The following is a 22263-nucleotide window of genomic DNA, read 5'->3' as shown; positions in this document are numbered from 1 at the left end:
CCCGTCCGTACGGGACCGGCGGTGCGGGCGTCGGTCAGGCGACCGGCCGGAAGCCGCGCAGCCGGAGGCTGTTGGCCACCACGAAGACCGAGGAGAAGGCCATCGCGGCACCGGCGATCATCGGGTTGAGCAGCCCGGCGGCGGCCAGCGGCAGGGCCGCCACGTTGTAGGCGAAGGCCCAGAACAGGTTGCCCTTGATGATGCCGAGGGTGCGCCGGGAGAGCCGGATCGCGTCGACCGCGGCGGTCAGGTCGCCGCGGACCAGGGTCAGGTCGCTCGCCTCGATCGCCACGTCCGTGCCGGTCCCCATGGCGAGCCCGAGGTCGGCCCGGGCCAGCGCGGCGGCGTCGTTGATCCCGTCACCGACCATCGCCACGACCTTCCCCTCGCCCTGGAGCCGGGCGACCACGTCCACCTTGTCGGCCGGCAGCACCTCGGCGATCACCTCGTCGATGCCCACCTCGGCGGCCACCGCCCGGGCCACCGTGGCGTTGTCGCCGGTCAGCAGCACCGGGGTCAGGCCCAGCGCGCGCAGCCCGGCGACGGCCGCCCGGCTGGTCGGCTTGACCACGTCGGCCACCGCGAGGACGCCGCGGGTCCGCCCGTCCCAGCCGGCCAGCACGGCCGTCCGACCGGCGGCCTCCGCCGCGGTCGCCGCCCGTTCGACCTCCTCCGGTACGGCGAACCCGCGCTCGCGCAGCAGCCGGAGCCGGCCGACCAGCACCTCGCGGCCCTCGACCGTGCCGGTCACGCCGAGCCCTTCGACGTTGGCGAAGCCGGTCACCGGGGGCAGCGCCCCGGCCTCGGCGGCGCCGGTGGCGACCGCCCGGGCGATCGGGTGCTCGGAGGCGGCCTCCAGGGCGCCGGCCAGCCGGAGCAGTTCCGCCCGCTCCTCGCCGGCCGCCGGCAGCACGTCGACCAGGGTCATTCGGCCGGTGGTGACAGTGCCGGTCTTGTCCAGCACCACGGTGTCCACCTGCCGGGTGGACTCCAGCACCTCCGGACCCTTGATCAGGATGCCGAGCTGGGCACCTCGGCCGGTGCCGACCAGCAGCGCGGTCGGGGTGGCCAGGCCGAGTGCGCACGGGCAGGCGATGATGAGCACGGCCACCGCCGCGGTGAACGCGGCGGTCGGGCCGGCTCCGGTGCCGAGCCACCAGCCCAGCGTGCCGGCGGCCAGCGCGATCACCACCGGGACGAAGAACCCGGAGATCCGGTCGGCCAGCCGCTGCACCGCCGCCTTGCCGGTCTGCGCCTCCTCCACCAGCCGGGCCATCTGCGCCAGCTGGGTGTCGCCGCCGATCCGGGTGGCGGTGACCACCAGTCGTCCGCCCGCGTTGATGGTGGCGCCCACCACGGTGTCGCCCGGGCCGACCTCGACCGGCACCGACTCGCCGGTCAGCATGCTGGCGTCGACGGCCGAGGTGCCGTCGGCGACCACGCCGTCGGTGGCGATCTTCTCGCCGGGGCGGACCACGAACCGGTCCCCCACCGCGAGCTGGTCGACCGGGATCCGGGTCTCGGTGCCGCCGCGCAGCACCGCGACGTCCCGGGCGCCGAGTTCCAGCAGGGCGCGCAGGGCGGCGCCGGCGGTCCGCTTGGAGCGGGCCTCGAAGTAGCGGCCGGCGAGGATGAACACGGTCACCCCGGCCGCCGCCTCCAGGTAGATGTTGCCGGCGCCGTCGGTGCGGCTGATGTCGAAGCTGAACGGGTGGGTCATCCCCGGCGTGCCGGCGGTGCCGAGGAACAGCGCCCAGACCGACCAGCCGAACGCGGCCAGGGTGCCGAGCGAGACCAGGGTGTCCATGGTCGCCGCGCCGTGCCGCAGGTTGATCCAGGCCGCCCGGTGGAACGGCAGTCCGCCGTACACCACGACCGGGGCGGCCAGCGTCAGCGACAGCCACTGCCAGTAGTCGAACTGCCAGGCCGGCACCATGGCCAGCAGGATCACCGGGACGGTCAGCACGACCGAGACCCAGAGCCGGGTACGCAGGGCGCGCAGCTCGTCCACCGGCTCGGCGGCCGGTTCCGTGCCAGCCGGGGCGGGCGGGGGCGGCACGGCGGCGGTGTAGCCGGTCTTCTCCACCGTGGCGATCAGGTCGGCCGGGCTGACCTCGTCCGCGTACTGGACGGTGGCCTTCTCGGTGGCGTAGTTGACGGTGGCGGTGACGCCGTCCATCCGGTTCAGCTTCTTCTCGATCCGGGCGGCGCAGGACGCGCAGGTCATGCCGCCGATCGCCAGCTCGATCCGGTTCGGTGCCATCGGTAGGGGCTTGCTCGTGGTGGTCATCACGGTCCCGTCAGTCGTGCCCGTGGCCGGGGGTGCCGTGGTCGGCACCGGCGCTCGGTGCGGGGGTGCTCGTGCCGGAGGGCGCGGGGGTGGCCGGCGGGTCGCCGGCCGGCGCGCCGGTGCTTCCGGCGACGACGGTGAACTCGGCGGTGTGCACCGTCCCGCCGTGCTTGAAGTCCAGGTAGAGCCGGTAGGCGCCGGCCGAGGGCACCTCGGCGAAGAAGGTCACCTCGGGGCCGGGCCGGGTCCGCCCGTCACCGGGCGCGCCGTCCGGGTGCACGTGCAGGTACGCCAGGTCGCCCTGGCGCAGCGCCACCAGGTGCCCGTACGCGCCCAGGTAGGGCTCCAGGTCGGTGACCGGCGCGCCGTCGCGGCTCACGGTCAGGGTCAGCTCGGCGGTGCGGCCGGGCTGCGGGGCGCCGGCGAGGGTGACGGTGTAGCCGTCGACCGTGGTGCTGGTCGCCGGAGCCGGCAGCGGCACCTCGGCCAGCGCGCCGGGGACGGTCACGTCCAGGCCGAGCGTCAGCGGCTCGGCGCCGGTGGGCGTGAAGTCGGCGAACGCCCGCCAGACGCCCGGCCCGGCCAGCGGTGAGCCGACCCGCCAGGTGCCGTCCGGCGCCATCTCGGGGTGCACGTGCCGGAAGCCCGAGAGGTCGCGGCGGGCCACGATCAGGTGCATCCGCTTGTCGTGCGCCACGTCGTACGCGGTGACCGGCGAGCCGTCCGGGCCGGTGACCCGGAAGGCGAACTCGTCCGCCGGGGCGGCCACCCGCTGCAGGGTGTAGCCGCGGTCGGAGACCAGCAGGCCACCGGGGAGGTGCTCCGCCGGCCCGGCCGGGTCGGCGTGCCCACCTCCGTCGGCGTCCGCGTGGCCACCGCCGCTGTCGTCGTGACTGGTCTCGGCGGCGGGGGCGACGGGACCGGCCACCTGGCCGATCCCGTACGCCGCGCCGAACACCGCCGCGAGGCCGAGGGCGAAGCCGCTCAGCTTCGTCGCCGTGTTCATCGTGGTTACCTCGGTTTCCTGTGCCGGCGACCGGTCACGCGTCCACGAGGTCGTAACCGGCCTCGTCGACCGCGGCGCGCACCGTGTCGGTGTCCAACGGCTGCTCACTGGTGACGGTGACCTGGCCGGTGGCCAGGTCGACCTGGACGTCGGTGACGCCCGGCACTGCGCCCACCTCGGCGCTGACCGAGCTGACGCAGTGTCCGCAGGTCATGCCCTGCACCTGGTACGTCGTGGTGACCATCGGAGTTCTCCTCTCGCCACCTCCACCATATACCCCTGGGGGGTAAGACGGAGGCAGACTGGTGCCGTCTCTCTGTTACCGGTACCCGGTGGGGGTACTCGGACAACAGGGACCGTACCATACCCCCCAGGGGTACGCTATCCTTGTGCCCATGACCTCACCCACGCCCGTCCGGGGCTACACCGCCAGCAAGGACCAGCTCCTCGCGCGGCTCCGCCGCGTCGAGGGGCAGGTGCGCGGCATCGAGAAGATGGTCGACGACGACCGCTACTGCATCGACGTGCTCACCCAGATCTCCGCCATCCAGGCGGCCCTGGACAAGGTCGCCCTCGGCCTGCTCGACGGGCACGCCCGGCACTGCATGCACGAGGGCGCCGCCGAGGGCCGCGCCGACGAGATGGCCACCGAGATGATGGCCGCCGTCGGCCGCCTCATGAAGCGCGGCTGACCCACCGGCCGGCCGCCTGATCAGGCGAGGCTGACCCGCCCGCCGCCGGCCGGCCGGCGCCCGGGTCCGGCCACCGGAACAGCGCGCGGGCCCGGGCGTCGGCGTCGCCTATCTGCGCAGCATCGCGACCGTGCTGAGCCGTGGCCGGCGGCACCAGAGCCGTGGTCGGCGTGCGTGTCGTGGCCGAGGGTGTGCATGGCGGCCAGCCCGAAGAGCGTCACGAACAGCAGGAGCCGGGCCCACCGCCCGAGCGACACCGCCGTCGTCCGCGCGGCTACCACGCTAGTCCGCCGCGGCGGCACCGGCCGGTTCGCTTCCGGTGCCGACCGGCCCCGTCGGGCCGAGCCGTACCCGGCGCAGCAGTTGGGCGTTGAGCGCCACCACGATGGTGGAGGCGGACATCAGCACCGCGGCGAGCGCCGGGCTCAATGCCAGCCCCGCCCAGGCCAGCACCCCGGCGGCGAGCGGCAGCGCGACCACGTTGTAGCCGGCCGCCCAGGCCAGGTTCTGCAGCATCTTTCGGTACGACGCGCGGGAGAGCCGGATCACGCCGGTCACCCCGCGCGGATCGGACGAGGCGAGCACCACCCCGGCCGACTCGATCGCCACGTCGGTGCCCGCGCCGATCGCGATCCCGACGTCGGCCCGGGCCAGCGCCGGGGCGTCGTTCACCCCGTCACCGACCATCGCCACGGTCAGCCCGCGCCGCTGCAACTCGGTCACCTTGCCGTCCTTGTCGGCCGGCAGCACCTCGGCGAAGACCTCGTCGACGCCGGGAGTGAAGCCGAGGTCGGCGGCGACCGCCTCGGCGACCGGCCGGGCGTCCCCGGTGATCATGGCGATGGTCCGCACGCCCTGGGCGCGCAGCTCGGCGATCGCCTCCCGCGCCTCGGGACGCACCTCGTCGGTGAGGGCGAAGGCGCCGAGCGCGGTGTCCGGCAGCCGCACCAGGTACAGCACCGCCGCGCCCCGGGCCGACCACCGGTCGGTCGCCGCCGCCAGCTCCTCCGGCAGCCGTACGCCCAGCTCGCGCAGCAGTGCCGGACCGCCCACGGCGTACTCCCGCCCGGCGACGGTGGCCTGGACGCCGCGGCCCGGCAGGGAGCGGAACCCGGTGGCCGGGGCCGGGCCGCCGCCCGGTCCGGCCGCGGCGACGATCGCCCGGGCCAGCGGGTGCTCGCTGTCGGACTCCACCCCGGCGGCGATCCGCAGCAGGTCGTCGGCGTCGGAGCCGGCCGCCGCCGCCCGGTCGGTGACCACGTGTTCGCCCCGGGTGAGCGTGCCGGTCTTGTCGAACAGCACCGCGTCGACGGTGCGCATCCGCTCCAGCGCGAGCCGGTTCTTGACCAGGATGCCGGAGCTCGCGGCCAGCCCGGTGGAGAGCGCGATCACCAGCGGGATGGCCAGGCCGAGCGCGTGCGGGCAGGCGATCACCAGCACCGTGACGGTCCGGACCACCGCCTGGTCGGCGTCGCCGAGCGCGGTCCACGCCAGCACCGTGACCACGGCGGTGGCGGTGGCGACGTAGAACAGCCCGGCTGCGAACCGGTCGGCCAGCACCTGGGCCCGCCCGCTGGACTGCTGGGCCTGGGCGACCATGCGCTGGATGCCGGCGAGCGTGGTCTCCTCGCCGAGCGCCTCGACGCGCACCCGGACCGCCGAGTCGGTGGCCACCGTGCCGGCCACCACCCGGTCGCCGACCGAGCGGGGCACCGGCCGGGACTCCCCCGTGATCATCGACTCGTCCAGCTCGGCGGCGCCGTCCACCACCCGGCCGTCCGCCGGTACCCGGCCGCCGGGCCGGACCAGCGCCACGTCGCCGACCCGCAACTCGGCCACCGGAACCCGCTCCAGCCGGCCGTCCCCGGCGACCCGCTCGGCGTCGTCGGGCAGCAGGGCGGCCAGCGCTGCGAGGGCGCCCCGGGCCTGCCCGATGGCCTTCATCTCCTGCCAGTGCCCGAGCAGCATGATGGTGACCAGGGCGGCCAGCTCCCACCAGAAGTCCAGGTCGAAGGCGCCCAGGCTGGTGGCGAGCGAGGCGGCGTAGGCCACCGTGATCGCCATGGCGACCAGCAGCATCATCCCCGGCGCCCGGTCGCGCACCTCACGCACGGCGCCGACCAGGAACGGCCAGCCGCCCCACCAGAAGACCACCGATCCGAGCACCGGCCCCACCCAGGACCGGCCCGGGAACTCCAGCGAGTAGCCCAACCAGTCCATCACCATGTGGCTGGTCGCCACCACCGGCAGGGTGAGCAGCAGGCAGACCCAGAACCGGCGGCGGAACATCTCCGGGTCGTGCCCGGCGTGCTTGTCGTGCCCGGCGTGCTTGTCGTGCCCGGCGTGCTTGTCGTGCTCGTCATGCCCGCCGTGGCCGGCGCGGGGCGCGTCGTCCGGGCGGGGCGGGGTCTGCTCGGCCATGCCCCCAACATCCCCGACCGGCGCCGCCGGCACGGGGCAAACCGCCGGGTCCGGTGCCCGACACCACCCCGCGCGACCAGCGTCCGGATGCCGGGATGGCTACGATTCGGCACGATGGCCCTTCGGATCTCGCACCGTCCGACCCGCCGCCGGGCGCCGGCGCCGCCGATCGCACGCGGCCGGCCGGCCGCCGGGCCGACGGTACGTGGTGGCGTCGCCACCCTCAGGCGATCCCACCCACGATTCCGGCCGGCCCGACGGCGGCACTGAACCGACCGGCCCGCCGACACGTACCACGCCCCGGATTCGTTGGGAGACACTCAATGGGCGCCGACCACAACCGTCCCGCTCCGTCCGCCCCGCCCGGGGTGCGGCGGATCCTCGTCGCGACGGTGGTCCCGCTCGTCGTGGTCACCGTGATCGCCGCCCTGCTGCTCTGGCCCCGCGACACCCCCGGGGTCGACCAGGGCACCGATCCGCCCCGCTACCACGGCACCGTCAGCCGGGTGGTGACCGAGGCCTGCCCGCCGACGCCGGAGGCCCCGGAGGGGGGCGGGACGGCGGGGCCGTGCGGCACGGTCACCGTCAAGGTGGCCGACGGCCCGGACGCCGGCCAGGAGGTGCAGACGCCGGTGCCGACCGGCCCGGGCGCTCCGACCGTCGCCGTGGGCGACGAGATCATCCTGGTCGAGCTGACCGACCCGGCGGACCCGACGGCGAGCAGCTACAACATCGCCGAGCACCAGCGCGGCAAGCCGCTGGTCTGGCTGGTCGTCCTCTTCGCCGCCGCCATCGTGGCGTTCGGCCGGTGGCGCGGGCTGGCCGCGCTGGCGGGCCTGGCGGCGAGCTTCGCCATCCTGCTCGCCTTCGTGCTGCCCGGGATCAGCGCGGGCGGGTCGCCGTTGCTGGTCGCGATCGTCGGCGCCGCGCTCATCATGTTCGTGGTGCTGTACCTGACCCACGGGGTGACCGCGCAGACCTCGGTGGCGGTGCTCGGCACGCTCGGCAGCCTGGTGCTCACCGGGGTCCTGGGCACCCTCGCCACCGCCGCCACCCACCTCACCGGGTACGGCTCCGAGGACGCCACCACGCTGTCGATGTTCCAGGCCGACGTCGACCTGCACGGGCTGCTGCTGGCCGGGATCATCATCGGCTCGCTCGGCGTGCTCGACGACGTCACGGTGACCCAGGCCGCCACGGTCACCGAACTGGCGCACGCCAACCCGGGGCTGTCCCGGCTCCAGCTCTACCGCGCGGCGACCCGGGTCGGCCGGGCGCACATCGCCTCGACGGTGAACACCATCGTGCTGGCGTACGCGGGCGCGTCGCTGCCGCTGCTGCTCCTGCTCACCGCGGACTCCCGGTCGGTGACCCAGCTCCTGACCAGCGAGTTCCTCGCCCAGGAGATCGTCCGCAGCGCGGTCGCCACGCTCGGGCTGATCGCCGCCGTACCGCTGACCACGGCGCTCGCCGCGCTGGTGACCACGGCCGGCCGCGCCACCACGCGTACCGACGATGGCGCCGATGACGGCGACGGCGCCGAGCCGTCGCGTACCCCGGAAGGTTCCCGGCCGGTCACCGACCGGGCCGAGGCGCTGCGGGCGCTCACCGCGCCGCGCGCCGGACACACGTCCCCCGCCATCTCCAGCGGGTGGCCCGATCCGGACAGGAGCACGGACGCCACATGGTGAGACTCCGTAGCGTGACCGTCCAGGCCGGCGAGCTTGATAAACGCGTCACTGGTCACCCTCCGCCGCTACGAAATAACGCATTTAGTCGGCTTCGGGACGTAGATCCACCGGTGGACTCTCGGGTAACCTCGCTGCCGGTCACCGCCGAAGGCGCGCAGCGGCGCCTGCGGTGCCGCCGCCCAATCGCCGCCAGGCGAGCCGGGGACCCAGGTACGTGGGGTGAGTCCGCGACAGCGGTAGGGGCCACTTCCGCCCCGAACCCGTCAGCTAACCCGGTCGGCGGTCGACGGAAGGGAACACTGTGACGGCACCCCTACGCCGCTGGTTGACACCTGTGGTGGCCGTGCTCGCCGCCTTGGCCGTCCTTGCCGGGCCCCTCCCGGCGTCGGCCGCACCCAAGCCCTCGGGACACGAGGACGGCGACTCGAAGCTGATCACCGATGTGATCGAGTCGACCAACCGGAACTACTCGCAGGCGAAGTCCCGGCTGGAGAAGTCCAAGAAGCGCCAGCTGGAACTCGCGCTGGAGGTCGACCGGGCCCAGGCCGAGCTGACCGCGCTCGCCCCGCAGGTCACCCAGCTCGCCACCCAGTCGTACCGGACGGGACGCATCGGCGCCGTGGCCATGCTGCTGGAGGCCAACAACCCCGACACGTTCGTCAAGCGGGCCACCGCCCTGGACGAGCTCAACATGGTCAACGCCAAGAAGCTCGCCGAGATCAACGAGGTGAAGACCCGCGCCGAGCAGGCGAAGCTGGCGCTCGAAGCCGAGATCCGCGAGCAGCAGAAGCAGACCAACCTGATGGCCAAGAACAAGCGCGACGCCGAGAAGGCGCTGGCGCTGGTCGGCGGGCTGGGCTTCACCGGCGGCCTGGTGTCGGCCACCTCGCCGGTCGCCCGGATCGCCCCGGGACGTACCGCCGACGGCGACTGGAAGGCCGAGTCGTGCAGCGAGAACGACCCGACCACCTCCGGCTGCATCACGCCCCGGACGTTGCACATGTACAAGGAGGTCAAGCGGGCCGGCTTCAACCGGTTCGTCGGCTGCTACCGCCCCGGTGGCCCCTGGGAGCACCCGAAGGGCCGGGCCTGCGACTGGTCGCTGCAGAAGAGCGGCTTCTCCCCCTGGCACAACAAGGACACCCGGATGTACGGCAACAACCTCGCCGCGTTCCTGATCCGGAACGCGGACCGGCTGGGCGTCTACTACGTGATCTGGAACCGGCAGATCTGGTTCCCGGCGACCGGCTGGAAGTCCTACAGCGGGCCGTCGAACCACACCGACCACGTGCACGTCTCACTGCTGTAGCGACATCCTGAGACCGCGCGACGCGAGGGCCGTTCCCGGTGGGACGGCCCTCGCAGCGTCTTCGGCGGCAGGGGTGCGGTCAGGCGACGGCCGGGGTCGTATCCGCCGCGTGGTCGGGCAGGTCGCCGGCGGCGGTCACCGTCCGCACCTCACCGGCGGCCAGCCGGTACGACATCCCGACCACCGCGCAGCGCCCGGCGGCCACCTCGCCGGCCAGCACGGCCGAACTGCCCAGCATCGCCTCGACGGTGTGCGCGATGTGGATGTCGACGATCCCGTCCACGTCGGTCACCCCCGCGGCCCCGGCCCGGCGCAGGCTGGGCATCATGGCGTCCACCACCGCCCGCAGGTGACCCGCCGGGAACGCGTCCGTCTCCACCGCCGTCTTTGCCGCCTGCACCGCGCCGCACGAGTCGTGACCGAGCACGACCACCAGTGGCGTGCCGAGGACGCTCACCGCGTACTCGACGCTACCGAGCACCTCGGGACCGGTGGTGTGCCCGGCGGTCCGGACCACGAAGAGGTCGCCGAGGCCCCGGTCGAAGATGATCTCAGCGGCCAACCGGGAGTCGGAGCAGCCCACGATCACCGCGAACGGGTGCTGCCCGTCGGCGACCGCGGCGCGGTGGCCGGCGTCCTGATTGGGATGGCGCGGGATGCCGGTGACGAATCTCCGGTTGCCGGCGGACAACTCGGCCAGCGCCTGCGCCGGGGTGGTCGGCGCGACCGCCGGCCCCGTCGACTCCCGTGGCGGACCCGGCTGGGCGCCGGGCGAACCGGGACGGCTCATCCCCTCACCTCGTCCCTCGACGTACGTGACCTGGGCAATCCCGGCCGACGTCGGACGCGGGCTGCCACCACGGTCACACTCTGGGCAAGATACGTCAAGGTATGCGTGATATGCATTTCATGTATTCCAGAACGCTTGCGCGCGGGCCGCGAGCCGTCCGGGCGGCCGGCTGGCCGCTGAGGGCGTGCCGGTGGATCGGCGCGGCGGGCCATACGATGGCGGGCATGGCGACGACGAGTGGCGAGAACGGGAGCAACCGGAACTGGACGTTCCTCACCAACCACGGGCACGTGCTGCTCGCCATCGCCCGCAACCCCACCGCCCGGCTGCGTGACGTCGCCGACGAGGTGGGCGTCACCGAGCGGGCGGCCCAGGCGATCGTCGCCGACCTGGAGGCGGGCGGCTACCTGCGCCGTACCCGGGTGGGCCGGCGCAACGAGTACACCCTCAACCCGGCCGGCCGGTTCCGCCACCCCGCCGAGAACGATCGCCAGGTCGGCGCCCTGCTGGCACTCTTCACCGAGGAACCGGTGGCCGGCGGCGCCAACCCGTCCTGACCGCCCACAGACCCGTTCGCCCGGGAACCAGCACCGCCGCCTCCCCGGGTCGGTGGCGGCGGGTGCTCCCGTCACCGCACAGCGGGCGGCGCGGCGGTAGTCTCAGCGCGTGCGCGAGAGCTTCCGACCGGACGGGACAGCGCCGGTCCGCAGTACCGGGCGTGTGGTCCGCGCCGTCCTCAGTGGAGCGGTCGCGGTGCTGATCGCCACCCTGGTCGTACCGCCGGCTCCGGCCGCCGCGGCACCCCGCTGCGGCCCGGCCGGTCAGGCCGCCCCCGCCGAGATGCCCTGGCCACTACGCCGGCTGGAGCCGTCGTCGGCGTGGCGGCTCTCCCGCGGCGCCGGCGTCACGGTCGCGGTGATCGACTCGGGCGTCTCGGCCATCCACCCCGTCCTCAAGGGACAGGTCCGGCAGGGCCGCGACTTCAACGGGCTGGCGCAGCAGCAGGGCCAGTGCGACCTGGCCGGACACGGCACCATGGTGGCCGGCATCATCGCCGGGCGGGAGGGCACCGGGCAGCCGTTCAGCGGCATCGCGCCGCAGGCCCGGATCCTTCCGGTACGGGTGCTGCCCGACACCCGGCGCACAAACGACGAGGCCCTGCCCGGGCAGATCGCCCAGGCGATCCAGTGGGCGGTGGACAACGGCGCCGACGTGGTGAACCTGTCGCTGGTGACGCTGCCCCGGCCCGAACTCGCCGACGCCATCGAGTACGCGCTGGACAGGAAGGTGGTCGTGGTGGCGGCCGCCGGCAACCGGCAGGAGCAGCAGCAGGACCAGCCGGCCTACCCGGCCGCGTATCCCGGGGTCATCGCGGTGGCCGGGGTGGACGAGCAGGGCGGGCACGTGGGCAGTTCGGTGAGCGGCGACTACGTCGACATCGCCGCCCCCGGGCTGAACATCATCGGGCCGGCCCCCGGCGGCGAGGGATACCTCGCCGAGCCGCAGGGCGGCACCAGCTTCGCCGCCGCGTACGTCTCGGGGGTGGCCGCGCTGGTCCGCGCCGCCTACCCGGACCTGACCCCCGAGCAGGTCGCCGAGCGGCTGACCCGCACCGCGGACAGCCCGCCGGACGGCCACAACCCCCAGGTGGGGTACGGGGTGGTCAACCCGTACCGGGCGGTGGCGAGCCTGCTCGGCACCCGGAGCGACCCGCCGGCCGGCGCGCTGCCGGCGCCGCCGCCCGCCGACGATCCGCTCGGCTGGCAGCGCACCGTGGCGATCTGGGTCGCCGCGATCGGGGCGCTGCTGGCCACCGTGTTGCTCGCGGTGAAGCCGATCCTGGTCCGGGGCCGGCGTCGGGCCTGGCGCCCGGGCCGTCGCCCGGCCGGCGCCGACCCGGCCGCGACCGGCTGACGTTCCGCCAGCCCGGCCGAACGCTCCGGGCCCGGTGACGCCGGCTCGGGAAGGCCGGCCTGGATACGCCAGCCGGTGACGCCGGGCCGGAAACGCCAGCCCGGATACGCCGAGCGCCGCCCAGCCGCCGGGTGGCGGTGGACGGCGCTCGGGTCGCGGGTCGAGGTCAGGTCAGCGCAGCACGCCGGGCGTGCCGTCGCCGTCCGCGCCCCAGACGTCCTCGTCCTCCTCCAGCCAACTGTTGCGCGGGGCCTCCTCCTCGCCGTAGCCGGCACCGCCGGCCCCGCCCATTCCGGCGACCCCGCCGCCCCGGACGCCCGCACCGCGCGCCCCGGCACCGGCCGCACCGGCAGCCCCGCCCCGGCCGCCGCCGCGCGCGCCACCGGCCATGCCACCGCCCATGGCGGGGGCCATGCCGCCAGCGAGCCGCCCACCGCGGCCACCACCCCGACCGGCGCCGGCCGCGCCGCCGCCACCCATCATCGGCGGCATGCCGGCCGTCACCGGACGGCCGAGGGCACCGCCGCCCGGGATCATGCCGCTGCCGGCCAGGCCGGCGCCACCGCCGCCCATCCCGCCGCCCGCGCCGAGGCCGGACGTGGCGGGCAGGCCGCCGCCGAAGCCGCCACCACCGAGGCCGGGAGCGCCGCCACCACCGGCACCGGCCAGCCCGCTGCCGTAGTCGTCGGCGAGGCTGCCGGAGCCGGGGTAGCCGCCGCCACCCGAGCCGTAGCCGCCGGAGAGGTCGGGGTGCGCGCCGGAACCGATCCCCGGGGAGCCGGTGTCCGGCATGCCGCTGGTGCTCAGCGACGGGCTGCCACCGATACCGCCGGTCGACGGCGAGCCACCGAGGCTCGGCACGCCGCCGGTCTTGCCGGCGCCGGGACCGCCGCCCAGATCCGGCGTGGTGACCTTCGGGTCCGTCGAGGTGAACGGACCGGACTCGCCCGGGGTGCGCGAGTCGACCGTGGTGTAGTCGCCCCTGACCTGGTTGTAGACCTTCGCCGCTTCCTCGGACTTGTCGTTGATCCAGTCGGCGAGCGAGGTGATCGGGTCCAGGAAGCCGAGGAAGTCCGGCTTCACCTTCATCTCGAAGAACCCGGTGTCGATCACCAGCCGGCCGTTGCGGGCCTCCAGCACGTCGTTGACGCAGCTGGCCGGGATCGGAAACTCGCGCTGGGCGGCGGTGAGCTTGTCAGCGGCCTCGTTCAGCGACCGGACGATGCCGTTCTGGCTCTCCGCGTCCTCGACGAGCTGACCGGCCCGCTTGGCGAGCCCGGTGATGTGGGTCTTGAAGGCCTCGTACGCCGGGCCCTTCCACGCGTCGCCCAGGTCCTTGACGTTGGTCTCCAGGCTCTCCTTGACGGTTCGCAGGTTCTTCAGCAGCTGCTCCCAGCCGAGCGCGGCGCTGGCCACGTCGCCTGGCCGACCGTCGATGACGATCTGCTTGCACATCTCTTCCCAGCTCGGCACGGCCACCCTCCCCGTCTACGCCTTGCCACGGTTGCTGGACGCGGTGTTGAAGGCGTTCTGCATCTCGGCGGCCGACATCGCGTTGGCGCCCTCGGCCGTCTCGTAGTTCTCCTTGACCTTCTGCAACGCGTTCGCCGCCTTGTAGAGGTCCTTGGCGAGCTGGCGCATGCCCTGCTGGGTGCTGTTGTACAGACCGCTGTGCTTGCGCGCCAGGTCGCCGGCACGGTCGAAGCTGCCGAGCGGGCTGGTGCCCCCGCCCATCTCGCCGCCGCCGGCCCCCGCGGCGGTGCCGCCCATCTTGTCGGAGATCTCCACCATCTCGTACGACTGGCTGTGGATGAAGTCGGCGGTCTCCTCCAGCCACTTCTTGGCCTTCTCCAGGCTGGAGGCGTCCCACTCGGTCTTGGCGCCGGCGTCGCCCGCCCCCGGGACCAGACCGGACGGCACCTCGGCCCGGTTGACGTTGTCCATGGTGACGGCATCCAGCGTCACGAACGGCGGCACCATGTGCGGTGGGCCGATCGGCACGTCCGGCGTGTCGATCCGGACCTCGTCCGGCTGGTCGGTCCTGTCCTTCGTCATCGGTTCCTCCCCGTCGCCGACTGAAGATCTGGCTTACTGCTGGTGCCCGCCCGCGCCCGGCGGAGGCGGGGGTGGCCCGGCCGGCCCCGGCGGCGGCCAAGCGGCGGTGCCGGGCGTCGCTCCGGGCGGCGGAGGATAGCCACCGGGCACCGGGGGCGGCGGGTAGCCGCCCGGCGCCGGTGCGCCCTGCGGTGGCACGTACGGACCGCCGGGCTGGCCCGGCGCGCGACCGAACTGCGGGGCACCGGGCGCGCCGGGCGGTGGCGTGAACCCGGGTGGCGCCGGGAAGCCCTGCGGCGCCGCGCCGGGCGGCGCTGGGAAGCCGGGCGGTGGCCCGGCCGGGGTGGTGGCCGCGCGGCGCCGGGACCGGCGCACCAGCACGATCACCACGATCAGCACCACCAGCGGCACGGCGAGGCAGAGCGCCACCTGGATCACCGCGCCGGTCTTGTTGGTCACGCTGATCGCGACCGCCGGGCCGTCGTCCTCCTCGCCGGTGGCGGCCGGCCCGGCCGACCCGCCCGCCGGGGCGTCTTCGCCGGAGAGCAGCGGGTGCGCCGTCACGGCCGGCACCGAGCGACTCAGTGCGGCGACCGGATCGACGGCCCCGAAGCCGTACTGTTCGTCGCGGCCGGACGGCCCGCCGTCGCGGGCGGTGCGGATCAGCCGGTTCACCACGTTGGCGGCGTCGAGGTCGGGGTGCTTCGCCCGGACCAGGGCAGCCACGCCGGCCACGATCGCGGCCGACTCACTGGTGCCGCTACCGACGCTGTAGCCGTTGGACGAGACCGACGTCGGCCGCGGGGTGATGATCTCCTCCATCGGCGCGGCGAGCACGGCCTCCGGCCCGGCGACGCTGCCGTTGAAGAAGTCGCCGTCCTTGGCCAGCCCGGTCACGGCGATGACACCCGGGATGCTGGCCGGGTTGAGGACGCTGGTGTCGCCCTGCTCGCGGTTGCCCGCCGAGGCGACCAGCACCACGTTCTTGTCGAGGGCGTAGCGGACGGCGGCCTGCTCGGCGGCGCCGGGTCGACCGGGGGCGCCGAGCGACATGCTGATCACGTCGGCGCCGTGGTCGGCGGCCCAGCGGATGCCGTCGGCCAGTTCCGCCGCGTCGGCCCGGCGACCGAGCGAGATCGGCAGGATCTTCGCCTCCGGGGCGATGCCGAGTTGACGCATGCTGCCGCCGCCCCGGCCGGCGATCAGCCCCGCCATGCCCGTGCCGTGGCTGATCTCGTCGTCGGTGCCCCGGCCGTCGGCGGTCGCATCGGCGCCGAACCCCTTGCCGGGCAGCACCTGGCCGCGCAGGTCGGGGACGTTCGGGTCGACGCCGGCGTCGATCACGGCCACCGTCACGCCGCGGCCCTTGCTCACCTTGTGGGCCTGCGGGATCTTCAGGCTGTCGAGGTACCACTGGAGGCCGCGTACCGTGTCGGCGGCTTGCGCCGGCTCCGGTGCCGCGAGCGCTCCCGACCCGGCCAGCGCGGCCAGCGCCAGCGTGGCGACGGCGGACCTCCACAGTGGGCGGAGACGCAGCTCCGTGTTCATCGCTCTCCCAGGACCTCGACGGCTGGTAACGCGCCGCGGCTCCGGCCCGGTCGAACCGGACCGGAGCCGCGTCGATGGTCGCTCAGCCCCACACCTTGGCGTTGCTCATCTCGGTGTTGACGTAGTTCTCGCGGGCGATGCCCACCGCGCCACCGATGTCGTTCAGGATCTTGTTGATGTCCCGGACGGCGGCGTCCCACTGCGCCTGGTGCTGCTCGTAGGCGGCCCGGTCCTGGCCGTCCCACTGGAGCTTGCTCAGCATCGAGCGCAGCGTGTCCAGCTTCTCGTCGATGGTCCGCGAGATGGCCAGCATCTGCTGGTTGCTGCTCTCCAGGACTGCGTAGTCAACCTTGATGCTCATCGGTTCCTCCCCTGCTCGTCTCGGTGGATCACGGGTTGAGTGCAGAGTGGAACTTGTCCAGCATCTGCTGCTGCTCTTCGTCGTTGACCTGATGCGTCGTACCCGACTTGTCGAGCAGGTCGGCGATGTTGTCCATCGCCGTCAGCAGCTTGGCCGTGTCCTCGTTCCAGCGCTGCATCAGCTGCTGGAAGCCCGCGGACGCCTGGCCCTTCCAGGCGATGGCCAGGTCGTCGACCACGTTCCACAGCTTCTTCAGCTCGCCGTCGACCTCGCTGCGCGTGGACCGCACGTCACTCGCGGCGGTATGCAGAGTCGCTGCTTCGACCTCGAACGCCATGCTTCACACCCTTCCGTCTCCTTGTGGCGGCGGATCTGCCGCGCCCCTCCCCCGCGGCAAGGCAAACACCCCACCGACGGACACTCCTCTGAAGACCGTAGCGGACCGCGTCCAGCGAGCGCAGCCCTGTCTCGCCCACTGTGACGGCAACGCGACCGACCCGGCCGCCGTGACGGTCACGAGGAGCGTGAATACGATCTCACGTGCGGCACCGACCCGATGACGAAGGTCAGGGCGAGCAGCACGACCGGGCCCCGCACCCACGCGGCACACCCACCTCTCGCCCGACCGGCCAGGGCCGCCAGGACGCCGGATCAGACCGGCTCGGACCAGGCGGTCTGGATCAGCTGCTGGCCGTCGCGACGGCGCACCAGGGTGCCCCGGCCCGGCGGCTGCGGGCTCGGCCGCAGCGTGCCGAAGACCGCGCCCTCCTCCCGGTTGCCGGACATCAGCAGGCCGGGCGAGTCCAGCTCGCGCAGGCGTTGCAGCACCGGCTCGTAGAGCGCCCGGGCCACGCCGCCGACCCGGCGCGTGATGATCAGGTGCAGGCCGATGTCGCGGGCCTGGGGCAGCAGCTCGTGCAGCGCGCTGAGCGGGTTGCTGCCGCCAGAGGCGACCAGGTCGTAGTCGTCGACCAGGATGTAGAGGTCGGGCCCCTTCCACCAGCTGCGGTCACGCAGCTGGGCGGTGGTGACGTCCGGCCCGGGCAGCCGGTTGGACAGCGCGCTGCGGATCGAGCCCAGCCCCTGCGCGAACGCCTGGTTGGACGGGGCGTAGTCGAGCAGATGGTCGCCCTCCACCGCGCCGAGCAGGCCGCGCCGGTAGTCCGCGATCACCAGCCGGGCCTCGGCCGGGGTGTACCGCTCCGCGATGCCCCGGGCGATCAGCCGCAGCAGGTTGGTCTTGCCGCACTCGGCGTCGCCGAAGACCGTCAGGTGCGGCTCGTTGGCCAGGTCGAGGTAGACCGGCGCGAGCGCCGACTCGTTGACACCGATCGGCAGGCCGGGCGCCGACCGGTCGGCCACCCGGGCCAGCTCGGCGACGGGCAGCTTGCGCGGCAGCAGCCGCACCTTCGGCGCCGGGCGGCCGGGCCAGTTGGCCGCCACGTGCGCGGCCAGGGCGGCCGAGGCCTCGGTCAGATCGTCGACGTCGCGGCGTCCGTCGATCCGCGAGATTGCGGCGAGGAAGTGCAGCTTGTCGCGGGTCAGGCCGCGGCCCGGGGTCCGCTCCGGTACGTTCATCGCCGCCCGGCGGTCGATCTCCGACTCGGCCGCGTCGCCGAGCCGCAGCTCCAGCTTGGTGCCGAGCAGGTCACGCATGTTGATCCGGATCTCCGCCCACCGCACGGCGGTGACCACCACGTGTACGCCGAAACCGAGCCCGCGGTTGGCCAGGTTGGTGATGGTCTGCTCCAGCTCCTCGTACTCCTGGCGCAGCGTGTTCCAGCCGTCCACCACGAGGAAGACGTCGCCGAACGGGTCGTCGGCGAACTCGCCGGCCGCCCGGCGCCGCCGGTAGCTGGCCACCGAGTCGATGCCGTGCTGGGCGAAGCGCGCCTCGCGGTCGTCGATGATGGCCACCACCTCGGCCACCGTCCGACGGACCGCCTCGGTGTCCCGCCGGCCGGCCACCCCGGACATGTGCGGCAGCCCCTCCAGGCTGCGCAGCGCGCCGCCGCCGAAGTCGAGGCAGAAGAACTGCACCTCGCGCGGCGTGTGGGTGAGCGCCAGCGAGGCGAGCAGCGAGCGCAGCATCGTGCTCTTGCCGCTCAGCGAGGCGCCGACGATCACCACGTTGCCGCCCGCGCCCGCCAGCTCGACCATCATCGGGTCGCGCCGCTGCTCGTACGGCCGGTCGACCACACCAACCGGCACGGTGAGCCGGCCCCGGCCCTGCCAGGTGGCGGTGCACAGCCCGTACGTCGGGTCCGCCTTCAGCGGCGGGAGCAGCTCACCCAGGCTCGGCGGCTCGGCCAGCGGCGGCAGCCAGACCTGGTGCGCCGGCTTGCCCCGCCCCTTGAGCCGGTCGATCAGCACGTCGAGCATGGCCACGGCCTTGCCGTCGGCCGGCTGCTCCGGCTCCGGTGTGGTCTCCACCGGCATCTGCGGCTGCCGCACCGGCACGAAGTTCACCCCGTACGGCACGATCCGGCGCTGCACCATCGCCTGGGACGCCGACGCCTGCTCGCCCGGCGCCCGGTACGGCCCGGACACGTACGCGGCACGGAACCGCAGCATGGTGCTGGTGTCGGTCTTCAGGTAGCCGTGGCCCGGTGCGCTGGGCAGCTCGTACGCGTCCGGCACGCCGAGCACGATCCGGCTCTCCACGGCGGAGAAGGTGCGCAGACCGATCCGGTACGACAGGTGGGTGTCCAGGCCGCGCAGCTTGCCCTCCTCGAGGCGCTGGCTGGCCAGCAGCAGGTGCACGCCGAGCGACCGACCCAGTCGGCCGATCATCACGAAGAGGTCGATGAAGTCGGGCTTGGCGGCCAGCAGCTCGCTGAACTCGTCACAGATGATCAGCAGGCTGGGCATCGGCTCCAGCGGCTCGCCGGCCGCCCGCGCCTTCTCGTAGTCGAAGCGGGAGACGTAGTTGCCGGCCGCCCGGAGCACCTCCTGCCGGCGGTTCATCTCACCGGCCAGCGCGTCCCGCATCCGGTCGACCAGCGGCAGCTCGTCGGCCAGGTTGGTGATCACGGCGCTGGTGTGCGGCAGCGCCTCCAGCGACGCGAAGGTGGCGCCACCCTTGAAGTCGACCAGGACGAAGTTGAGTTCCTCGGAGGAGTGCGTCACGGCCAGCGCGGCGACCACCGTACGCAGCAGCTCGCTCTTGCCGGAGCCGGTCGCGCCGATGACCAGGCCGTGCGGGCCCATGCCCTCGTGCGCGGACTCCTTGAAGTCCAGCTCGACCACGTTGCCGTCCGGGCCCACGCCGAGCGGGATGCGCAGCCGGTCCCGTTGGCCGCGGGGTCGCCAGGTCTGCTGCACGTCGACCGCGGCGGCGTCGCCGACGCCGAGCAGGTCGGGCAGCTCCATGCTGCGGGCCAGCGGCTCGTCGCTGCTGGCCTGCTGCTGGGAGAGCCGGTAGGGGGCGATCTGCCGGGCCAGCCCCTCGGCGGCCGCGGCGTCGAGCCGATCCGGCCGGCCGAGCCGGGAGGTGGACGTCCCCCGGACGAGGTCGAGCGAGCTGCCGTCACCGGCGTCGAGGCAGAGCAGCCAGCGGCCGGCGTCCCGGGGCACGGTGCCGGACAGGTCGATCACCGTGGCGCCGAGCAGCCCCGGCCCCATCAGCTGGCAGGTCGGCGAGACCTCACCGCCGTCGATCACCACCACCACGTGCGGCATGGTGGTCAGCGGCTTCGCCTCCGGCGCGAACCGGGGCCGGCCGGTCAGCTCGGCGGCGAGCGCCTCCTCCGCCTCCGCCAGGTGGGCGAAGACCAACCGGCGGGCGCCGGCGGCGTCGGTACGGGAGCTGTGCTGGGTGTGCGGCAGCCACTTCACCCAGTCCCACGCGGCCTGCCGGTCCACCGCGGCGACCACCGCGATGATCAGATCCTCCGGGGCGTGGAAGGTGGCCAGCTGGCCGAGCGCGGCCCGGGTCAGGTCGAGCACCGGCTCGCGCTCGCCGCGCAGCACCACCCGGCTGAACGCGCGCAGCGACAGCGCGGTCGGCAGGTCCGGCACGGTCGAGTGGGCGCGGACGAAGCGCCGCAGCGCGATCGCGCTCATCGGCTCCAGGTCCTCGACCGGCTTCGTCTCCGGCGGCACGATCTCCACCGCGAGCCGCTGCGGGCCGGTGGCGATCCGGGTCTCGCCGAAGTCGTCCTCGGTGATCCGGCGCTCCCAGAGCCGCCGGGACGCGGCAATCGACCAGAGCGCGTCTGGCTCCGGGTGCCGCCAGGCCATCGCGGCCCGCTGCTGCTCGGCCGCGCGCCGGGTCCGCTTGCGCATCTGGGCCAGGTAGCGCATGTAGTCGCGCCGGTCGGCGTTCAGCTCGGCCTTGTCGTTGTTGCCGTGGCTGAGCGAGCCGATCGCCATGCCCAGCATCGAGATGCCGAAGAGACCGCCGGCGACGTACGTCATCATGCCGCCGCCGCGGCCGGCGTAGAGGAACGCCATCGCGCCCACGCCGCAGACCATCGGCAGGATCATCAGCAGCTGGCCCATGCCGCGGGGCGTCGGCTCCGGTAGCTCCGGTGGGGACTCCAGCAGCAGCTCACCACGCGGTAGGGCCGGTCCCGGCTGACGCGGGAGCCGGCGGAACACCACCGTGCTCACGGCTGTCTCCTCCCCAGAAGCGGCCTGACGAAGCACCTGCGAACGACCGGAGTCGTCGGGTGGGCATCGTACGTGCCCGCCATCGTAGGTAATCTCCCGTGGGCGTCATGGACCCACGGGGACGACGTGCCGGCCCCGGGTCATCGTAGAAGAGCGCGAGGAGGCCACAGTGGCGACGAAGACGGCGACCGGCGGCCTGAGCCGGATCACCATCGTGGCTCCGCGGACCCGGATGGACCTCGCGCTCCCGTCCGACGTGCCGCTCGCCGACCTGCTCCCCACGCTGCTCCGCTACGCCGGCGAGGACCTGGCCGACGAGGGCGTGCGGCACGGTGGCTGGAGCCTGTCCCGGCTCGGCGGTTCGCCGCTCAACGGCGGCCGTACGCCCGCGCAGCTCGGCATCCGCGACGGCGAGGTGCTCTACTTCAACCCGCGCGCCGCCGCCGCGCCGGAGATCGTCTTCGACGACGTGGTGGACGCGGTGGCCACCGCCACCAACCAGCGCCCGGGCGCCTGGCAGGTCGGCACCACCCGGTCGTTCGCGGTGCTGTTCGCCGCGGCGGCGCTCGGCGCCGGCGCGCTGGCCGCGCTCTTCCTCGGCCCGCCGCACCTGCCCGGCGCGCTGGCCGCGCTGGTCGTCGCGGTGGCCCTGCTGGTCACCGCGGCGGTGCTGTCCCGGGCGGCCGGCGACAGCGGCACCGGCGCCGTGCTGGCGGCGGTGGGCCTCGGCCACGCCGCCGTCGGGGGCCTGCTGCTGCTCGCCGGCGACCGGTCGCTGTCCGAGCTGGCCGCGCCGCACGTGCTGCTGGCCGCCACCGCGGTGGTGGTCTGCGCAGCGGTGGCGGTGCTGGCGGTCGGCGACCGGCTGCCGCTCTTCTTCGGCGCGGTCGGGGTCGGCGCCGCGGTCGGCGTCGGAGCGTTGCTCTCCCTCGCCTTCGGCATCGACGCGCCGGCCGCCGCGGCGGTGGTCGCCGCCGTCGCGTTCGGTGCCGTGCCGGCGCTGCCGATGGCCGCCTACCGGCTGGCCCGGCTGCCCGTCCCGTCCATCCCCACCGGCCCCGACGACCTGAAGACCGACGCCGAGTCGGTGGACGGCCGCCGGGTGCTCCAGCTCAGCGAGCGGGCCGACGCGTTCCTGACCGGTCTGCTGTGGACGGTGTCGCTGCTGGTGCTCGGCGCCCAGGTGGTGCTCGCCCTGGACGGCGGCCTGGCGGCGGTGCTGCTCTGCCTCGTGCTGGCCCTGCTGTCGCTGCTGCGGGCCCGGCCCTTCCTGGGCCGTGCCCAGCGCACCCCGGTGCTGGTCACCGGCACCGCCGGGCTGGGCCTGGCGGCCGCCGCCACGTTCGCCGGCGGCTCGCTGGCGGTGCGGCTCGGGGTGGTCCTCGGCGGGCTGCTGCTGGCGGCCGTGGTGAGCCTGATCTACGGGCTGACCGTTGCCGGCAAGCGGATCTCCCCGGTCTGGGGCCGGCTGCTGGACATCGTGGAGATCATGCTGATCATCGCGCTGGTCCCGCTGGCCGTCTGGGTCCTCGGCCTCTACGGCTGGATCGTCAACCTCCGCCCCTGAGGCCG

The 22263-nt window shown here is 74.1% G+C and carries 17 protein-coding genes and 1 riboswitch; of the genes, 6 read left to right on the top strand and 11 right to left on the bottom strand.

Annotated elements, in window-relative coordinates:
- Positions 1-34 precede the first annotated feature (34 nt).
- The 3 genes from FHX32_RS12295 to FHX32_RS12285 are packed head-to-tail and all read right to left on the bottom strand — an operon-like array spanning position 35 to position 3540.
- Positions 35-2290 (bottom strand): heavy metal translocating P-type ATPase, encoded by a 2256-nt coding sequence (locus FHX32_RS12295; protein ID WP_167181129.1) that lies wholly within the window; start codon positions 2288-2290, stop codon positions 35-37.
- Between the two features lie 10 nt (positions 2291-2300).
- Positions 2301-3296: a hypothetical protein gene (locus tag FHX32_RS12290; protein ID WP_167181127.1), complete on the bottom strand. Its 996-nt coding sequence runs from the start codon at positions 3294-3296 to the stop codon at positions 2301-2303.
- 34 nt (positions 3297-3330) lie between these two features.
- The gene (locus tag FHX32_RS12285; RefSeq protein ID WP_088997187.1) at positions 3331-3540 is read right to left on the bottom strand and encodes a heavy-metal-associated domain-containing protein; all 210 of its coding nucleotides are present in this window, start codon (positions 3538-3540) and stop codon (positions 3331-3333) included.
- A gap of 151 nt (positions 3541-3691) precedes the next feature.
- On the opposite strand from FHX32_RS12285, the gene FHX32_RS12280 reads away from it, so the two are divergent.
- On the top strand, positions 3692-3988 hold the full coding sequence (locus FHX32_RS12280; protein ID WP_167181125.1) for a metal-sensitive transcriptional regulator: 297 nt from the start codon (positions 3692-3694) through the stop codon (positions 3986-3988).
- Positions 3989-4270: 282 nt separating this feature from the next.
- Here the strand turns inward: FHX32_RS12280 and FHX32_RS12275 are convergent, their stop codons facing one another.
- Positions 4271-6409, bottom strand: coding sequence for a copper-translocating P-type ATPase (locus FHX32_RS12275; RefSeq protein WP_167181123.1), 2139 nt, complete (start codon positions 6407-6409; stop codon positions 4271-4273).
- A 323-nt stretch (positions 6410-6732) separates the two neighbouring features.
- Between FHX32_RS12275 and FHX32_RS12270 the strand changes: the two genes are divergently transcribed.
- Together FHX32_RS12270 and FHX32_RS12265 are read left to right on the top strand one after the other, a co-directional pair.
- Positions 6733-8100 (top strand): YibE/F family protein, encoded by a 1368-nt coding sequence (locus tag FHX32_RS12270; protein ID WP_167181121.1) that lies wholly within the window; start codon positions 6733-6735, stop codon positions 8098-8100.
- Positions 8101-8266: 166 nt separating this feature from the next.
- A riboswitch (cyclic di-AMP (ydaO/yuaA leader) is annotated at positions 8267-8397 on the top strand.
- A 4-nt stretch (positions 8398-8401) separates the two neighbouring features.
- Entirely contained in the window at positions 8402-9409 is a 1008-nt protein-coding gene (locus FHX32_RS12265; protein WP_167181119.1) for a VldE C-terminal domain-containing protein, read from the top strand.
- Between the two features lie 79 nt (positions 9410-9488).
- Here the strand turns inward: FHX32_RS12265 and FHX32_RS12260 are convergent, their stop codons facing one another.
- Positions 9489-10199 (bottom strand): carbonic anhydrase, encoded by a 711-nt coding sequence (locus FHX32_RS12260; RefSeq protein ID WP_167181117.1) that lies wholly within the window; start codon positions 10197-10199, stop codon positions 9489-9491.
- Positions 10200-10414: 215 nt separating this feature from the next.
- On the opposite strand from FHX32_RS12260, the gene FHX32_RS12255 reads away from it, so the two are divergent.
- Both FHX32_RS12255 and mycP read left to right on the top strand, forming a co-directional pair.
- Positions 10415-10756 carry a MarR family winged helix-turn-helix transcriptional regulator gene (locus tag FHX32_RS12255; RefSeq protein ID WP_167181115.1) on the top strand — a complete coding sequence of 114 codons (342 nt, stop codon included), beginning with the start codon at positions 10415-10417 and terminating at the stop codon, positions 10754-10756.
- A gap of 109 nt (positions 10757-10865) precedes the next feature.
- Entirely contained in the window at positions 10866-12113 is a 1248-nt protein-coding gene (gene mycP, locus FHX32_RS12250) for a type VII secretion-associated serine protease mycosin (protein ID WP_486481016.1), read from the top strand.
- A 171-nt stretch (positions 12114-12284) separates the two neighbouring features.
- Here mycP and FHX32_RS12245 read toward each other — a convergent pair whose 3' ends face one another.
- From FHX32_RS12245 to eccCa, 6 genes are all read right to left on the bottom strand, one after another.
- A complete protein-coding gene (locus FHX32_RS12245; protein ID WP_167181113.1) occupies positions 12285-13586 on the bottom strand; it encodes a hypothetical protein in 1302 nt (433 codons plus the stop codon).
- Between the two features lie 15 nt (positions 13587-13601).
- Positions 13602-14168: a hypothetical protein gene (locus FHX32_RS12240; protein WP_167181111.1), complete on the bottom strand. Its 567-nt coding sequence runs from the start codon at positions 14166-14168 to the stop codon at positions 13602-13604.
- Positions 14169-14201: 33 nt separating this feature from the next.
- Complete coding sequence (locus tag FHX32_RS12235; protein WP_167181109.1) at positions 14202-15716, bottom strand: S8 family serine peptidase; 1515 nt, start codon at positions 15714-15716, stop codon at positions 14202-14204.
- A gap of 82 nt (positions 15717-15798) precedes the next feature.
- The gene (locus tag FHX32_RS12230) at positions 15799-16077 is read right to left on the bottom strand and encodes a WXG100 family type VII secretion target (RefSeq protein ID WP_088997174.1); all 279 of its coding nucleotides are present in this window, start codon (positions 16075-16077) and stop codon (positions 15799-15801) included.
- 28 nt (positions 16078-16105) lie between these two features.
- On the bottom strand, positions 16106-16414 hold the full coding sequence (locus FHX32_RS12225; RefSeq protein ID WP_167181107.1) for a WXG100 family type VII secretion target: 309 nt from the start codon (positions 16412-16414) through the stop codon (positions 16106-16108).
- Between the two features lie 314 nt (positions 16415-16728).
- A complete protein-coding gene (eccCa, locus tag FHX32_RS12220) occupies positions 16729-20691 on the bottom strand; it encodes a type VII secretion protein EccCa (protein WP_167181105.1) in 3963 nt (1320 codons plus the stop codon).
- 169 nt (positions 20692-20860) lie between these two features.
- On the opposite strand from eccCa, the gene eccD reads away from it, so the two are divergent.
- On the top strand, positions 20861-22258 hold the full coding sequence (gene eccD, locus FHX32_RS12215; protein WP_167181103.1) for a type VII secretion integral membrane protein EccD: 1398 nt from the start codon (positions 20861-20863) through the stop codon (positions 22256-22258).
- Positions 22259-22263 lie beyond the last annotated feature (5 nt).

The sequence above is a fragment of the Micromonospora sp. CNZ280 genome (genome assembly GCF_011759515.1).
Note: the sequence above shows the minus strand (reverse complement) of the source record. Positions and strands in the feature narration are given on the sequence as shown.

Excerpts from the sequence above, each read along its gene's own strand:
- FHX32_RS12295 (WP_167181129.1), bottom strand. The coding sequence starts at position 2,290 with ATGACCACCACGAGCAAGCCCCTACCGATGGCACCGAACCGGATCGAG.
- FHX32_RS12290 (WP_167181127.1), bottom strand. The coding sequence starts at position 3,296 with ATGAACACGGCGACGAAGCTGAGCGGCTTCGCCCTCGGCCTCGCGGCG.
- FHX32_RS12285 (WP_088997187.1), bottom strand. The coding sequence starts at position 3,540 with ATGGTCACCACGACGTACCAGGTGCAGGGCATGACCTGCGGACACTGC.
- FHX32_RS12280 (WP_167181125.1), top strand. The coding sequence starts at position 3,692 with ATGACCTCACCCACGCCCGTCCGGGGCTACACCGCCAGCAAGGACCAG.
- FHX32_RS12275 (WP_167181123.1), bottom strand. The coding sequence starts at position 6,409 with ATGGCCGAGCAGACCCCGCCCCGCCCGGACGACGCGCCCCGCGCCGGC.
- FHX32_RS12270 (WP_167181121.1), top strand. The coding sequence starts at position 6,733 with ATGGGCGCCGACCACAACCGTCCCGCTCCGTCCGCCCCGCCCGGGGTG.
- FHX32_RS12260 (WP_167181117.1), bottom strand. The coding sequence starts at position 10,199 with ATGAGCCGTCCCGGTTCGCCCGGCGCCCAGCCGGGTCCGCCACGGGAG.
- FHX32_RS12255 (WP_167181115.1), top strand. The coding sequence starts at position 10,415 with ATGGCGGGCATGGCGACGACGAGTGGCGAGAACGGGAGCAACCGGAAC.
- FHX32_RS12240 (WP_167181111.1), bottom strand. The coding sequence starts at position 14,168 with ATGACGAAGGACAGGACCGACCAGCCGGACGAGGTCCGGATCGACACG.
- FHX32_RS12235 (WP_167181109.1), bottom strand. The coding sequence starts at position 15,716 with ATGAACACGGAGCTGCGTCTCCGCCCACTGTGGAGGTCCGCCGTCGCC.
- FHX32_RS12230 (WP_088997174.1), bottom strand. The coding sequence starts at position 16,077 with ATGAGCATCAAGGTTGACTACGCAGTCCTGGAGAGCAGCAACCAGCAG.
- FHX32_RS12225 (WP_167181107.1), bottom strand. The coding sequence starts at position 16,414 with ATGGCGTTCGAGGTCGAAGCAGCGACTCTGCATACCGCCGCGAGTGAC.